This is a genomic window from Anaerococcus sp. Marseille-P9784, assembly GCF_902500265.1.
GTDB lineage: Bacteria > Bacillota > Clostridia > Tissierellales > Peptoniphilaceae > Anaerococcus.
This window is the reverse complement of record NZ_CABVOZ010000002.1, coordinates 231,647-246,971: the sequence shown is the minus strand read 5'-3', so window position 1 is coordinate 246,971 and position 15,325 is coordinate 231,647. Positions and strand designations below refer to the sequence as shown.

Sequence of the window (15,325 nt, the reverse complement as noted above, 5' to 3'; positions counted from 1 at the left end):
AAATGTGTAATGTAGTTATTATTCTCAGAAAATAGGGTATTATATAGAAAAACGGAAATTGATAATAGCAACCCTTTTGTTATTTGGCTACAAGGTCAAAATGGTTCAATAAGTCATGTCATTGTTGCTAGTGGGTATAAGACGGGTTCCACGAACTACATTTATATCTTAGATCCATCGCCTAATATTGACGAACAATATTTCTCATATACTGGTTTGGTAAATGGTACAACTGGAACATTTGGAACACGTTGTTACGAAAGAACTGTTTTAAGAAAATAGTTAATAAAAAGCTTAGTAATCAATATGAGATAGGAGGTAGTAAACATGAAAAGAATGTTTGTTTTTTTATCAACTTTATTGATTGTGTTTGCATTTTCCATTAGTGCATTTGCATCGGATTTATCCAGTAATGTGGAAAATGAAGTTATGGATATTTCAGATGAAATTGTTACGGTTGTGAATGAAACATATGAAAATAGAGATATAAAAGTTACGGCAGAAGACATTGATTATAGTAAAGCATATAAAGTGTACGTGGATACAAATATATTTAAATTATCCACAAATAAAGCAGATAAAATCAAGGAAACTCTTGAAACTGGAAATTATATTTATTTGTTGCCAATTGATGTATCTGATGGCACTATAGTGGTCAACCTTCAAAAAGGTTTACCTTTAAGTGAAAACTCTAAAAAGGTTCTTTCTTTAGAAGAACAGCAAGAGGTTTTAGATAATGTTGGAAAATGGATTGTTTCCAGTGTTCATTTTTATGAAAACGGAAATTTGAATTTTGACTATGAAAAGAAACTAAAAAGTTTGATTGGAGTAATTCCAGAAGACACAATGTTAGTTGGTAGCTTACCAATTTTTGAAGATGTTGTCGCACTTATTCCTAACGAGGATGGAATAATAGAAAGTATTGTTCCTCTTTCTACGTTAACTAAGGAGAAGGACTTAATCAATTATAGTACAAAAAACAATTCTTATATTTATAGTTATAAACAAATAAAAGAAATTGCTAATGATTTACCAGATGCAGATCCGAATATAGCTGGAGAAGCTGCAAATATAGAAACAGATATAAACTATATTATGATAGCATTTAGTGTAGTTTTGACGTTAGTGATTGTAGCTTATATGTTTTATTTAAAAAAGAAAAAAATAAATGAGTAAAACTTAGAAAGAGGAATATATCATATGAAGAAGATTTTATCATTCTTAACAGCTTTAACATTGCTGCTTACATTTTCTACAACTTCATTTGCGTCAGAATTAAATACCGAACTGCAAAGCTCATCATTTTAGATATCTCTTGAAGAGGTACTTCAGATGGCCGATCCGGATGATATAATTTGTCAAAATGGAGTTACAACAATTCCCAACAATGAAGCCAATAGGCTTAGAAAAGGCAGAAAATAGGGATTCATCAAAAGAAACTTACGAAACTTACGACAAACTTACGACAGAAGAAATTGACCTTTCAAAAGTGAAAGTTGAACCATTATTTGAAGATATGGTAGACTTTGAAACTTTCTCAAAATCTGATTTTAGAGTTGTAAAGGTTAAAAACTGCGAAGAAGTTCCTAAGTCAAAAAAACTTTTGAAATTTACATTAGATGATGGTTCTGAAAAAGAAAGAGTTATTTTATCTGGTATTAAGGAATATTACAGCGCAGAGAGCTTAATTGGAAAGACACTACTTGCAATTTGTAATCTTCCTCCTCGTAAGATGATGGGAATCGACTCAGAAGGTATGATTATATCTGCAATTTGTGAGTATGACGGTGAAGAAAAACTTAACTTAATAATGCTGGATGATAATATTCCAGCAGGATCAAAATTATATTAAAGGACACGCTAATTATGAAACTGGGGTTTGTTATGAATCCCAGTTTAATTTTTAGGAGTATGTATGAGATGGATAATTAGAATAATTTTATTACCGATAAGATTAGTGTTGAGTTTGCTCATAGCTTTTTTAACCTTCATATTAAGTTTGAGTACTGCGTTGTTAAGCGTAGTTTCTACTTTGATTTTTATAATTGGAATAGCTAGCATTTTTCAAGGAGACAAGCAAATTGTAATTGAAGCACTAATATTAGCATTTTTATTTAGTCCATTTGGATTACCTAAATTAGGTATATATGTTATTGGATTATTAGAATTATTAAACTATACAATAAAATCAATTTGAAGAAAAATAAATATAAGACAACCGTAGACGATAGAAAGCAATAATTCTGTCGTCTTTTTTTATTTTAAAGAGAGGAGGTAGGAATGAATTTTGATTATTTTTATAATAGGCAATCTGAGATGTATAACTTCATTAGGTTACCTATGGTATTAATGGAAGATGAGATTTTTAAGAGCATTTCTATAGAAGCAAAAGTTTTGTATTCATATATGCTTAATCGAATGGGTCTTTCATATAAAAATGGCTGGATAGATGAAGATGAAAAAGTCTTTATTTACTACACAATTGAAAGCATAAAAGAGCAATTTAATTGTGCAAGTGAAAAAGCAAATAAATTAATAGCTGAACTTGATATTAAATCAGGAATAGGACTGATTGAAAAGAAAAGACAAGGACTGGGAAAGCCTAATAGAATATATGTTAAAGACTTTATGAGCATATTTAATAATATGGAATTAAAAAATCAAGAAGTTCGAAAAACAAAATTCCAGAAGTTCGATAATCGAAATTCAAGAGATTCGAATATCGAAAGTCAAGATTTTCGAAAATCGGAAGGTAACTATAACAATATTAGAAATAATGAGTTAAGAAAGAATGATTTTAGTAAAGGGCAAAAACCTTATGGAATATATAAAAACATATTTTTGACTGATGAAGAATATAAGGACTTAACAAATGAGTTGGGAAACAGAATTAGTGACTACATTGATAGGCTCTCGTCTTACATGAAAGCAAATAACAGAGAGTATCAAGATCACAAGGCAACGATAATCAATTGGTATCTTAATGATCAGGCAAAAAACATTAACGACAATTCAACAAGAAAAATGAATTACGATATAGGAGAGAGTTTATGAAAGGCTTAAAAGATTTTGTATTAAGAGAAAATGATGTTGAAAGGAATGGACATATTTATTGTAAGTTATGTGGTAAAAGAGTCGATGGAGAATTACTTAACCTTGGATTCACAAAGTTTATTCCCAGAATTAAATGTGAATGTGAAATAAAAAGAGATAAGGAAAATGAAGAAAGAGAAAGACTAATGAAAATATCGTTATTGAAAAGAGATTGTTTCTCATCGCCACTCCAACACCAGTATACTTTTGAGAAATTCTTAAATGAAAAAGGTCAAGCCTATAAGGTTGCCTATAATTATGCCAAAAGCTTTGAACAAATGAAAAAAGATAATGTTGGACTTTTATTTTATGGAGATGTTGGTAGTGGGAAGACTTATCTTGCTTGTTCAATTGCAAATGAATTAATCGAAAGAAAGCAAGTTAAAGTTAAGATTATGAATTTATCTCAGGTTATAAACCAAATACAAAAATCAGCATTTAAGCTAGATTCAAATGAAATTATCAATAACCTCTCTAATATTCCGTTGTTAATATTAGACGACCTTGGAATTGAAAGGGATACATCTTATGCAAGAGAACAAGTATATAACATTATAAACTCAAGATACTTAAAGGGTAGGCCGACAATTTTTACTACAAACTTATCATTGGAAATTATTCAAAATCCAAACATTGACCTTGAGTATCAGAGAATATATTCAAGAATACTTGAAATGACAATACCAGTTAAAGTTACGGGAGAAGATTTTAGAAGAAAAATCCATCAAGAGAAGTTAAGAAAATACAAAGAGTTACTTTTATATGGAGGTGAAATAGATGATTAATGAAGAAGTATCAAGGTCAAGTCTTAATCTTGAAGTAAGACTTGCAAAAGCAACAAGTAAAGCAATTCTTGATGCCTTAAAGAAAGTACACAAGCAAATAGAAGAACAAGGAGGCTTAAAAAATGTAATAAAAAATAACGGAGAAGAAGTAAAACTAAAAGATATGGTTAAAAAGGGACAGTTAGAAGAAATTAATCTAAAAGATCCTGAGTTAAAAGAACTAAAGAAAATTTTAAATAAACACGGAGTGAAGTTTTCTGTTATGAAAGATAAAGAAACTGGTAACCACTCTGTGTTTTTTCAATCTAAGGATATAAAAGTAATGGAACACGCCTTTAAAAAAGCAGTTAAGGCTTCTGAAAGAAAGGCTGATAGAAAAGATTCAATAACGAAGACAATAAATAAGTTTAAAGATATGGCTAAGGATACCATTACTAAAGATAAAGTTAAAAATAAACATAAGGAGCAAAGCTTATGATAAGTAATTTAAAAACATTTGAAAATAAGAATTTTGGGAAACTCACTGTTATAGAAAAAGATGGTGAGTTTTTCTTTATAGCAAATGAAGTAGCAACTATGTTGGGATATGTCAATCCGAGAAAAGCTATTTATGACCATGTAGATGAAGAAGACAAGGGTGTAACGAAATGGAACACCCCTGGAGGAATACAGAATATTTCAATAATTAACGAATCAGGATTGTATTCACTTATCCTTTCATCAAAACTATCACAAGCAAAAATATTCAAAGCTTGGGTAACTAGAGAAGTCTTACCAAGTATTAGAAAGAATGGAGGATATATAGTTGGTCAAGAAAAGAAAACTAACGAAGAGCTACTTGCAGATGCAATTCTTGTAGCCAATAGAATTATTGCCGAAAGAGAAGAAGAGATTGACGAATTAAGACCAAAGGCAGATTATTATGACAAATTAGTAGATTATAACCTACTTACAAACTTTAGAAATACTGCCAAAGAGTTAGGAATACCACAAAATCAATTTATAAGTTTTCTAATGGATAAGGGATTAATTTATAGAGATAAGAAAAAGAAACTCTTACCTTATGCAGATAAGAACAAGGGATATTTTGAAGTTAAAGAATGGGTTGATCCACTAGGTACACTTGTAGGAATACAAACATTTATAACACCAAAGGGAAGACACTATCTACTAATTTTATTAGATAGCGAAGGTTTCTACGATGAATAAGGTATTAGAAGCCATTCTTTCTGATATTAAAAACTTAATTAAAATAGACAACCCAAAGAAATTTATATTAGCAAATATTCCCTATTTATCATTTTGCTACATTGGAAATATCTTTTCTAAGCACATTAATTCTTATGTAGGAGGAGATATTATTGATAGATTAATGGTGGGAATTTCTGATATAGGAACTTTATCTTATATACCAAGCCTTAATCCAAGGGACATGTTAGTAGGTATTTCAGTTGCTGGTCTTGTTAAGTTAATAGTTTATAGTAAAGGAAAAAATAAAAAGAAATATAGGCAAGGTAAAGAGTATGGATCTGCAAGATGGGGAGAAAGTAAGGATATTGCTCCATATATTGATCCTAAGTTTGAAAACAATGTACTAATAACTAATACCGAAAGACTAACAATGAACTCAAGACCTAAAAATCCTAAATACGCTAGAAATAAAAATGTATTAGTAATAGGTGGTTCTGGATCAGGTAAGACAAGATTTTATGTAAAGCCAAATCTAATGCAAATGCACTCTTCCTATGTAGTAACAGACCCTAAAGGGACACTTGTGTTAGAGTGCGGGAAAATGCTTTATGAAAATGGATACGACATAAAGATATTAAACACAATAAACTTTAAAAAATCTATGAAATACAATCCCTTTGCATATTTGAGAAGTGAAAAAGATATTTTAAAACTTGTCCAAACAATTATTGCTAACACCAAGGGAGATGGAGAAAAGGCAGGAGAAGATTTCTGGGTAAAGGCTGAAAAGCTATATTACACTGCTCTCATCGGTTATATCTATTATGAAGCACCTGAAGAAGAAAAGAACTTTAAGACACTTTTAGATATGATTGACGCAAGTGAAGTCAGAGAAGATGACGAAACCTATATGAACCCAATTGATAGGCTATTCGAAGCTCTTGAAAAGAAAGATCCAAGTCATTTTGCAGTTAAGCAATATAAGAAATATAAGCTGGCAGCAGGAGTAATAGAATTAAGGAGAACACTTAATCACTATTTTAGTGAAATATGTACTTCTTAATTCTTTTTTTATTGAAAAATTAAGAGAAAGGGGGTAAAAATGAGGAATTTTGAAAAGATAACAGCACTCTATGAGAGATTAAGTCGTGATGATGAACTGCAAGGAGAAAGTAACTCTATCATCAATCAGAAAAAAATATTGGAAGAATACGCAAGCAAAAATAATTTGTCAAACATCATTCACTTTACAGATGACGGAATCAGCGGAACACAGTTTGACAGACCGGGATTTATGGCAATGATGAACGGAGTCAATCAAGGAAATATCGGTTGTATCATCGTAAAAGATATGAGCAGACTTGGCAGAGATTATCTCAAAGTCGGTCAATGTATGGAAATACTAAGACAGAAGGGAGTAAGGCTAATAGCCATCAATGACAATGTAGATAGCTTTTACAGAGAAGATGATTTTACCCCTTTTAGAAATATTATGAATGAATGGTATGCAAGAGATACTTCAAGAAAAATACAATCTACATTTAGATCAAAAGGAGAAAGCGGAAAGCATACGGCAAGCACTCCACCTTATGGCTACATCAAAGATGAAAAAGACAAAGATAAGTGGATTGTAGATGAAAAGGCAGCCGAGATAGTAAGGCGAATATTTAATCTTACAATGGACGGAGCAGGACCATACAAAATAGCAAAGATACTGGAAGCAGATAAGATAGATATACCCGCTTATCATCAGCAAAAAATGGGATATGGATTACATCAAAGCAAAAACTTTGAATATCCTTATCGTTGGTGTAGTTCCACAATTGCCAGTATCTTAAAGAAAAAAGAATACTTAGGGCATACAGTTAACTTTAAAACAAGAAAGCATTTCAAGGATAAGAAAAGTAAATATGTATCCGAGGATAACTGGCTTATTTTTGAAAACACACACGAGCCAATTATAGACCAAGAAACCTTTGACAATGTGCAAAGGATAAGGGGAAATGTAAAAAGGTATCCTGATGGTTGGGGCGAATATCACCCACTAACAGGACTTATGTATTGTGCAGATTGTGGAAGCAAGATGTATGTTCATAGAACAAGCAATTATAAAAATATACCCTATTACACTTGCAGTGCCTATACCAAAACACCTTGTGGAACACTTTGTCCATCAGCACACAGAATAAAAGCAGAAGCAGTTTTAAATCTTATTAGGGAAACACTGAAAGACATTAAAAAATACCTTGATGAAGATAATGAAGACTTTATCCGTTCTATTCAAAATGAAATGGAAGAAAAAGAAAAAATAGAGATAGAAAAGAAAAAGATAAGATTAACGGAAAGCCAAAACAGACTTCAGGAACTCGAACGACTTATGTGCAGAATTTACGAAGATATGATCCTTAACAAAATACCAAATAGCAGATATGAGATACTAAACAATCAATATGAAACAGAACAGGTCGCTTTAAGTAAAGAAATTAAGGACTTGGAGCAGCAGGTTTCAAAATATGAAAAAGAAACAGACAGAGCAAGAAAATTTATATCTCTTATCAGTCGTTATGAAAACTTTGATGAACTTACAACTACAATGATAAATGAGTTTGTAGAAAAAATTATCGTACATGAAAGAGATAGAAAAGGAAGTCAGACATCAAAGCAAAAGATAGAAATTTACTTTAATTTCATAGGAAATTATGAACTGCCACAGGTGGAGTTAAGTGAAGAAGAAAAACAAAAACTTGAGGAAGAAGAAAGAAAAATCAAGGAAAGAAAAGACAAGCTACATCAAAATTACCTGAAACGAAAAGCAAGCGGAAAACAGAAAGAGTATGAAGATAAATATAAGGCAAGGAGAGAACAGAAGAAACAGGAGAAATTAAAGGTTCTAAAAAGAGCAGGAGTACCATTAAGTGATTTTCAACGAAAGATTTTAGATTGACTTTTCGGTTAGAGTATGCTAACATATGAATAAAGAACGAATGTCGGTCAATAGGTGGTGAGATTTTGGCAAAGAGAAATGTAAAAGATCCAGAAGAAAGAAAACAGGAACTTATAAATATAGCATCCAGACTTTTTGAAAAGTATGGGTATGAGAAAGTTTCTGTTAGAGATATTCTCGCAGAAGTTAATGGAGCGCCGGGAATGTTTTATTATTATTTCAAATCAAAAGAAGATATTTTCTTGGCGTGTATGGAAACATACTTTGATGAAAAATTAAAAAATAAGTTAGGTATCCTTCAAAACAAGGAAATAGATTACGAAGAAAGAATAAAAATTCTAAGAGAACTTATAGTAAAAGATATCAGTCAATTTACAACAAGATATAATTTTTCAAAAGAGAATTCAATTACAGATAACTCTTACAGGCTATGGGAATTGATTCATTACATTGGAAAATTTATAGATGTCTATTCAGGGTTTATAATTGAAGGAATTGAAAATAAAAAAATAGAAAATAATATGGGAATAAACAGAGAAAATGTGAGAAGTTTTGCAGCTTTTATTTTATACGGAGCTGTTGGAACAATATATAATGACTATATTATTAAGGGAGAAAACAAAACAAATTCAAGTGAAGCCTTTGGAATAATAAGCGAACTATTTCAAAGACCTCAGTAGAGAAAAATAAAATATAAGTATTTTACAAGGGAAACATCAATGGTGTTTTCCTTGTATTAGTTTTAAGGCAAATGAACGAACTCGTTCGGTAAGGAGGTATGTTTTAGATGAAAAAGAAGAAATCAATCAAAGATATTATTTCCTACAGTGAAATAAAAAAAGGACAACTTGTAGGAGGGATATTATTTGTTAGTCTTGGTATGCTATTAAGTATTTGTCCAATTTTGGTGATATACAAAGTCATAAAATCTCTATTTTTATATGGAAAATTAGAACAAAGTACAATACAGTTCTGCACCTATGGACTTGCAGCAGTGGTATTGTCATATTGCTTAACTTACATTGGCGGTATTTTATGCCATAAGTTTTCATATGTTTTAATAGCTAACTTAAAAAAGAAGATATTATTTCATATTGGGAATCTTCCTTTAGGTTTTTTTACCGGAGACAACAAGTCAAAAATAAGGCAAGTATTAGGATCGGACATGAATCAAATTGAGGGATATTTTTCTCATCAATTACCAAATTTAATTTCAACTTTAGCACTAATTTTAGCAATGATAATTGTTATGTTGAAGATAAATTTAATATTAGGTCTTACGACTGTGTTAATTATATTTGTTGGTTTAGGAATTCAGATTGCAATCATGGCAAAGATTATAAAGTCGGGTGGACTTGAGAAGAACTTTGCGATTTTGGATCAAATTAATTCAGCAACTACTGAATACGTTAAAGGTATGCCGGAAGTGAAAATATTTGGAACAGGAGCAAAATCATTTAAAACTTTTTCAAAGTCAGTAGGAGAATATAGAGACTTTACAAGTTCGATGACATCAATGATAAGACCGGGATTTGTTTCATTTAGAATGTTTATTTTATCTGTTGCTACATTCATAGTTCCAGTAGGAATACTTTTAATGTCACGAAATAATAACTTGGATTTTGCTACAGTTTTTATTTTCTATTTGATTCTTGCACCTGCCATTAGCGTACCTGCATTAAAACTTAGAGATTTTGCAGAAGGAATGAATTTACTAAATGAAGTTGTTTTGAGAATCTACGAAATTATAGATCAAAAAGAATTGGCAATCGAAGATAGTGAGGAAGAGATAAAAGGTCATAATCTTGAATTCGAGAATGTAAGCTTTTCTTATGGAGATGAAGAGGTTTTAAAGAATATAAGCTTCTGTGCTAAACAAGGAGAAGTTACAGCATTAGTTGGCTATTCGGGAGCAGGTAAATCTACCATTGGAACGCTAATACCCAGATTTTACGATCCTTCAGAAGGCTCTATTAAAATTGGTGGAGTTAATATAAAAAATATTCCGATGAACGCCTTAATGGAGAGGATAGCATTCGTTTTTCAAGACAGTGATCTTATCACAGATACAGTCTTCAATAATGTTGCTATGGCAAAGACAGGTTCTACAAAAGAGGATGTCATAAAAGCATGTAAAAAAGCAAGATGTCATGATTTTATTGTAAAACTTCCTGATGGGTATGACACTGTTTTGGGTAAAGGGACTTATTTATCTGGAGGAGAGAAACAACGTATTGCTGTAGCAAGAGCGATTTTAAAGGACGCACCAATATTAGTATTAGACGAGGCAACAAGTTTTGCTGATTCTGAAAATGAATATCTTATGCAGGAAGCTTTGTCTGAATTGGTTAAAGATAAGACAGTTGTCATGATTGCTCATAGGTTAAATACCATAGAGAATGCAAATCAAATTTTAGTAATATCTGATGGAAAAATTGCAGAAAGAGGTAAGCATGAAGATTTAATCCTTGCAGATGGAATATATAAGCGACTCTTTGATATTTATAAGAAGACAAATATTTGGCAAATGGATATAGAAGGGAGTGAGAATGAATGATAAGAAATATTACATTAGGAAAGATGAATAATATAAGAAAATCAATTATTTTAAATGTTTTGGCATCTATTTCCAACCTTATACCATTTATTGCTTTGGCGAAAATTGTAGAAACACTATTTTTGAATAGAAGTGCAGATAGTATAGATACGAGCCTTTTATGGAAGTATTTTGGGATAATGGCAGTATTTTTCTTAATAACATTCTTATTGGAAAATTTAGCCACAAAATATACCTATGAACTTGGATACAAGACAAGTGCAGATGGAAGAATAGAGCTTGCAGACCACATAAGAAAACTGCCGATAGGTTATATTTCAGGAAAAAGTTCAGCAGAGATCTTAGATACATTAATGAATGATTTTTTCAAAGTTGAAACGGCAGTAACGCATCAATTACCTCAATTTTTCAGTGGCATATGTGTAGCGGTTCTTTGCTCAATATTATTTTTGATAATTAATGTAAAAATGGGAATAGCAACACTTATTGGATTGCCGATTTCTGTTCTACTTCTTACACTCATGCAAAACTTTCAGAAAAAAATTTATTTGAAAACAAAGAAAATGAGGATAAAAGAGGAAGAAGATATAAACGAATATTTGGATGCTATTAAGACTCTAAAAGCTTATAACAGCTTAGATGATACATTAACAAAGCTTGAAGAAGATATAGATAACTCAAGAAATGCAAATATTAAGAGTGAGAAAGGGGTTGGTTCATTAACTACTATAGCAAGTATGATTTTAAGAATAGGACTTCCTTTGATGAGTTTAGTTGGTTCCTATTTATTTATAAATGGATCTTTGGAAATTGATACATTTTTAATGTTCTTATTTGTAGGCACAAGGATTTTTGATCCCTTGGAGCTTGCACTTGTAAATTATACAGGTCTACAAATGGCATCAGTTTCAGGAGAGAGAATCATTAACTTACTTAACGCTAAACCTATGTCAGGAAATTCCGATGTAAACGAAAGCAACAAAATTGAAATCCACGATGTTTCATTTTCTTACAAGGAATCTAAGGTTATCGATAATGTTTCATTAGACATTAATGAAAATGAATTAACTGCTTTTGTTGGTTACTCTGGCTCTGGAAAATCTACACTAATTAAATTAATTTCCAGATTTTATGATCCTAATGAAGGGACAATTAAAATTGGTGGAGTAGATTTGCTAACAGCCGACCCTGATAAATTAATGGATAAATTTTCTGTTGTTTTTCAAGATGTGTATCTTTTTAAAGACACAATTTATAACAATATAAAATTTGGAAATGAAGATGCAAGTAAAGATGAAATCATGAATGCTGCAAAAATGGCAGGAGCTTATGACTTTATAGTCAAAAAAGATGATGGATTTGACACTATGATTGGACAAGGAGGAGCGACTCTGTCTGGAGGTGAGAAACAAAGAATATCAATAGCGAGAGCAATATTAAAAAATGCACCAATAATACTACTTGATGAAGCAACATCTTCACTTGATCCTGAAAATGAACTTATTATACAGGAAGCAATATCAAATTTAATTAAAAATAAAACAGTTGTGGTTGTAGCTCATAAATTAAGGAGCGTAATGGGAGCTGATAAAATTGTTGTTTTAAACAAAGGAAAGGTAGAGGAAGTTGGGAAGCATGAAGAACTTATAAAAAATGAAGGACTATATAAAGACTTATGGAATTATCAAGAAAAGTCTAAAGAATGGAAGATTGTACAGTAACAATCAATTTTAAAGGAGGAAACTTATGAAAACACAAAAGAAATCATCAAAAAATGCAGTTACAGCCGGTGTTTTAATTGCACTTTACTTTGTAACATATGCAGTTATTGGGGTAATATCTATGCCTGTCCCTGTTTTGTTTTTACTAATGCCTATGCTTGTAGCACTACTTGCTGCACCAACCTATCATATGCTTCTTGCAAAAACAAAGTCAGCCACTGCTATTGTAATCGCAGCTATCTTACCAAGTATTTTATTAGTTGCAACAGGGCATATTCCAATTGCACCATTAGTCGCAGTGCCTGCCGGAATAATTGCCATGTTCATAGCAAAAGGTGGAAATTATACAGACTTTAAGAAAAATACAATTAGTCATATGTTTTTTTCTCTAAACTTATTTGGAGGATTCTTACCAATTTGGGTTATGAGAGAAGCATTTTTTGAAAGTGTAATAAAAGGTGGCTTAGATCAAAGCTTTTGTAACACAGTAAGAGCATGGACACCAATATGGATGTTACCAGTTATGATTATAGGAACATTTATATTCTCTTTGATTGGTTCTTATTTTACAAAAAAAATATTAAATAAAAAGTTGGAATCCGCAGGAGTTTTATAATGGAAAATTCAAAGTTTGTTCTGGGGTCAAAATATGACCTCAGAACAAAACTTATCTTGCTTATAGGTGCGAATATTTTAATTTTTTTAGGGTTTGATTGGATCTATCAAAGCCTTATTACATTATTTTTCCTTGTCATTATTATTAGCGATGGTTATAAAAAATCCGCTATAAGGTATATTTTATTTTTTGTAATAAGTGTAGTATTGGAAAAATCTTTAGCCTATTTTAGTATGAATTTTCTTTTGAATTTAATTTTATTTATCTTGGCAATTGGAAGAAAATTTCTGCCATGTATTATCGTGGGTAAATGGATTTTAAATTCAACATCTGTTTCCAGTGCAGTGGCAACTTTACAAAAATTAAAACTTTCAAAAGATTCGCTCATAATGATTTCTGTAATATTTAGATGTTTGCCTACGATTAAAGATGAGTGGAGTCATATAAATATGGCGATGAAAACAAGAGGGATTAGCGTTAGTCTTTATAATTTATTTCATAGACCTGCTGCGACAATGGAATACTTTTTTGTACCCTTATTCGTAAGTGTAATAGAAATCGGGGATGAGCTATCCCAATCAGCCATTATAAGGGGGCTTGATGCTCCTGTTAACAAAACAAGTAGACACCTAATTAAGTTTAGAAAAAATGATATTGGTGTTCTAATTCTTATGATTTTAATTTTATCAATAGTAATATTTATGAAAGTGTCAGGGTGGGACTTATGATTGAAATTAGAGAATTAAGTTTTAAGTACAAAGGAGGAGCTAATTACTCATTAAAAGATATAAACTTGAAAATCAAAAAAGGGGAATGCATTCTTCTATGCGGTAGGAGCGGTTGCGGAAAGTCGACCCTATTAAAGCTTATGAACGGTATAATACCTGAGTTTTATGATGGGGACATTTCAGGCAGTGTTATGGTCAACGGTATGAATACATTTACTACACCAATTTATAAATTATCTAAGGATGTAGGTTCAGTTTTTCAAAATCCTAAAACACAATTTTATACAACAAACACTACAGATGAGATTGCTTTTGGTTTAGAAAATTACGGAATAGAAAGAGAAGTAATTAACAAAAGGATTAAAGAGGTCGAAAAAGAGCTTCATCTTGAAAACTTGATGAATAAAAATATATTCAATCTTTCCGGAGGAGAAAAGCAGAAGATTGCTATAGCAAGTATTTATGCATTAAACCCTGAGATATTTATTCTTGATGAACCGTCTTCAAGCTTAGACATAAAGTCAATGAAAGAACTATCACTTACAATGAAAAAGCTTAAATCTTTAGGAAAAACTATTATTATTGCAGAACATAGGCTGTGGTATTTAAAAGACATTGTTGATAGAGCAATATATTTAGAGGATGGGAAAATCATCAGAGAATATAGTATGGAAGAAATTCAAAATTTAGATGAAGAAGAAAGATTGAAAACAGGACTTAGACATACTGAATTGCGTAGTGCTAACTTTAATAGAAAATCAAATTCTTTGCGAAAAGTACCTGAATTGGAAATAAACGACTTGCTGTACAAAAGAAATAAGCAAACTGTTTTTAAAGTAGACAGATTAAAATTTGAAAGCGGAAATATTGTGGGCATAGTTGGAAATAACGGAATAGGAAAATCTACTTTTGCGAGAATTGTTTGTGGTCTTGGGAAACAATCCTCAGGAACAATTTGTAAAAATAATAGGAAGCTATGCTCTAAAGAGAGAGTTAGAAACAGCCTATTAGTTATGCAAGAAATAAACAATCAGTTATTTACTGATACAGTTTATGATGAAATAAGTTTGACATCGGATATAGATGATGACAATAAAATAAACATCTATATGGAAGATATGCAAATTGAAAAGTTAAAGCAAAAGAATCCTCATACCTTATCAGGCGGGCAGAAGCAGAGAGTGGTTATTTTAGCCGCCCTACTTTCAAATAAAAATCTACTGTTTTTTGATGAGCCGACAAGTGGGTTGGATTATGCGAGTATGAAAGTAGTCGCTGAAAATATAAAAAAATTCAAAGAAAAAAAGAAACTGATTTTGATAATTTCTCATGACTTTGAGTTTTTAGAAGCAGTCTGTGATGAAGTTATATATTTTTCGTAATTGATGCAGAAAGTTAAGTTGAATATTAAAAAGGATAAGGGAACACGACAATTTTAAAAGGAGGGTATTTTTATATGGAGGGATAATTATGTCAAAACTTATAGTTTCGGTTTTCACAGAACGATATAATTATCCTTTTTTATTCTTGGAATTGCTTACACATAGCAATAATACTTTACCAGAAACAACAAAATAGAAAACCATATAAAACATTAGTTTTTAAGCTGAGAGGACATTTTACGCCAAAGTGTAGAAGTACTCCTTTTTTATTCTCAAAAAGCAAAACAGAGAACTTAAAAAGGAGGATA

The 15,325-nt window shown here is 31.1% G+C and carries 13 protein-coding genes and 2 pseudogenes; all 15 read left to right on the top strand.

The features are described 5' to 3' along the window. Positions 1-327 precede the first annotated feature (327 nt). The 15 genes and pseudogenes from GAN53_RS05055 to GAN53_RS04985 all read left to right on the top strand — a co-directional run bounded on the left by GAN53_RS05055 (position 328) and on the right by GAN53_RS04985 (position 15,017). Complete coding sequence (locus GAN53_RS05055) at positions 328-1,176, top strand: hypothetical protein (protein ID WP_151409846.1); 849 nt, start codon at positions 328-330, stop codon at positions 1,174-1,176. 202 nt (positions 1,177-1,378) lie between these two features. Further along, positions 1,379-1,852, top strand: a pseudogene (metG, locus tag GAN53_RS05050) (methionine--tRNA ligase subunit beta); the annotation flags it as partial. Positions 1,853-1,915: 63 nt separating this feature from the next. Continuing rightward, complete coding sequence (locus GAN53_RS05045) at positions 1,916-2,197, top strand: CD1845 family protein (protein ID WP_001267200.1); 282 nt, start codon at positions 1,916-1,918, stop codon at positions 2,195-2,197. Positions 2,198-2,280: 83 nt separating this feature from the next. Beyond that, positions 2,281-3,054 carry a replication initiator protein A gene (locus GAN53_RS05040; RefSeq protein ID WP_151409845.1) on the top strand — a complete coding sequence of 258 codons (774 nt, stop codon included), beginning with the start codon at positions 2,281-2,283 and terminating at the stop codon, positions 3,052-3,054. After that, positions 3,051-3,878, top strand: coding sequence for an ATP-binding protein (locus GAN53_RS05035; RefSeq protein ID WP_151409844.1), 828 nt, complete (start codon positions 3,051-3,053; stop codon positions 3,876-3,878). Before GAN53_RS05040 ends, GAN53_RS05035 begins: the two co-directional genes overlap by 4 nt. Beyond that, a complete protein-coding gene (locus GAN53_RS05030; RefSeq protein WP_002840782.1) occupies positions 3,871-4,356 on the top strand; it encodes a PcfB family protein in 486 nt (161 codons plus the stop codon). The genes GAN53_RS05035 and GAN53_RS05030 overlap by 8 nt, the downstream gene beginning before the upstream one ends. Continuing rightward, on the top strand, positions 4,353-5,087 hold the full coding sequence (locus GAN53_RS05025; RefSeq protein WP_151409843.1) for a phage antirepressor KilAC domain-containing protein: 735 nt from the start codon (positions 4,353-4,355) through the stop codon (positions 5,085-5,087). Before GAN53_RS05030 ends, GAN53_RS05025 begins: the two co-directional genes overlap by 4 nt. Beyond that, positions 5,080-6,075: pseudogene (locus tag GAN53_RS05020) on the top strand (type IV secretory system conjugative DNA transfer family protein); the annotation flags it as partial. The gene GAN53_RS05025 and the pseudogene GAN53_RS05020, both read left to right, overlap by 8 nt. Before the next feature lie 96 nt (positions 6,076-6,171). After that, positions 6,172-8,013 carry a recombinase family protein gene (locus GAN53_RS05015; RefSeq protein ID WP_151409841.1) on the top strand — a complete coding sequence of 614 codons (1,842 nt, stop codon included), beginning with the start codon at positions 6,172-6,174 and terminating at the stop codon, positions 8,011-8,013. Between the two features lie 65 nt (positions 8,014-8,078). Continuing rightward, positions 8,079-8,693, top strand: coding sequence for a TetR/AcrR family transcriptional regulator (locus GAN53_RS05010; protein WP_151409840.1), 615 nt, complete (start codon positions 8,079-8,081; stop codon positions 8,691-8,693). A gap of 107 nt (positions 8,694-8,800) precedes the next feature. After that, a complete protein-coding gene (locus GAN53_RS05005; RefSeq protein ID WP_151409839.1) occupies positions 8,801-10,570 on the top strand; it encodes an ABC transporter ATP-binding protein in 1,770 nt (589 codons plus the stop codon). Then, positions 10,567-12,291 (top strand): ABC transporter ATP-binding protein, encoded by a 1,725-nt coding sequence (locus GAN53_RS05000; protein WP_151409838.1) that lies wholly within the window; start codon positions 10,567-10,569, stop codon positions 12,289-12,291. The genes GAN53_RS05005 and GAN53_RS05000 overlap by 4 nt, the downstream gene beginning before the upstream one ends. Positions 12,292-12,316: 25 nt before the next feature. Then, entirely contained in the window at positions 12,317-12,907 is a 591-nt protein-coding gene (locus GAN53_RS04995; RefSeq protein WP_002840863.1) for an MptD family putative ECF transporter S component, read from the top strand. After that, entirely contained in the window at positions 12,907-13,635 is a 729-nt protein-coding gene (locus GAN53_RS04990; protein WP_151409837.1) for an energy-coupling factor transporter transmembrane component T, read from the top strand. The genes GAN53_RS04995 and GAN53_RS04990 overlap by 1 nt, the downstream gene beginning before the upstream one ends. Then, on the top strand, positions 13,632-15,017 hold the full coding sequence (locus GAN53_RS04985; protein ID WP_151409836.1) for an ABC transporter ATP-binding protein: 1,386 nt from the start codon (positions 13,632-13,634) through the stop codon (positions 15,015-15,017). Before GAN53_RS04990 ends, GAN53_RS04985 begins: the two co-directional genes overlap by 4 nt. Positions 15,018-15,325 lie beyond the last annotated feature (308 nt).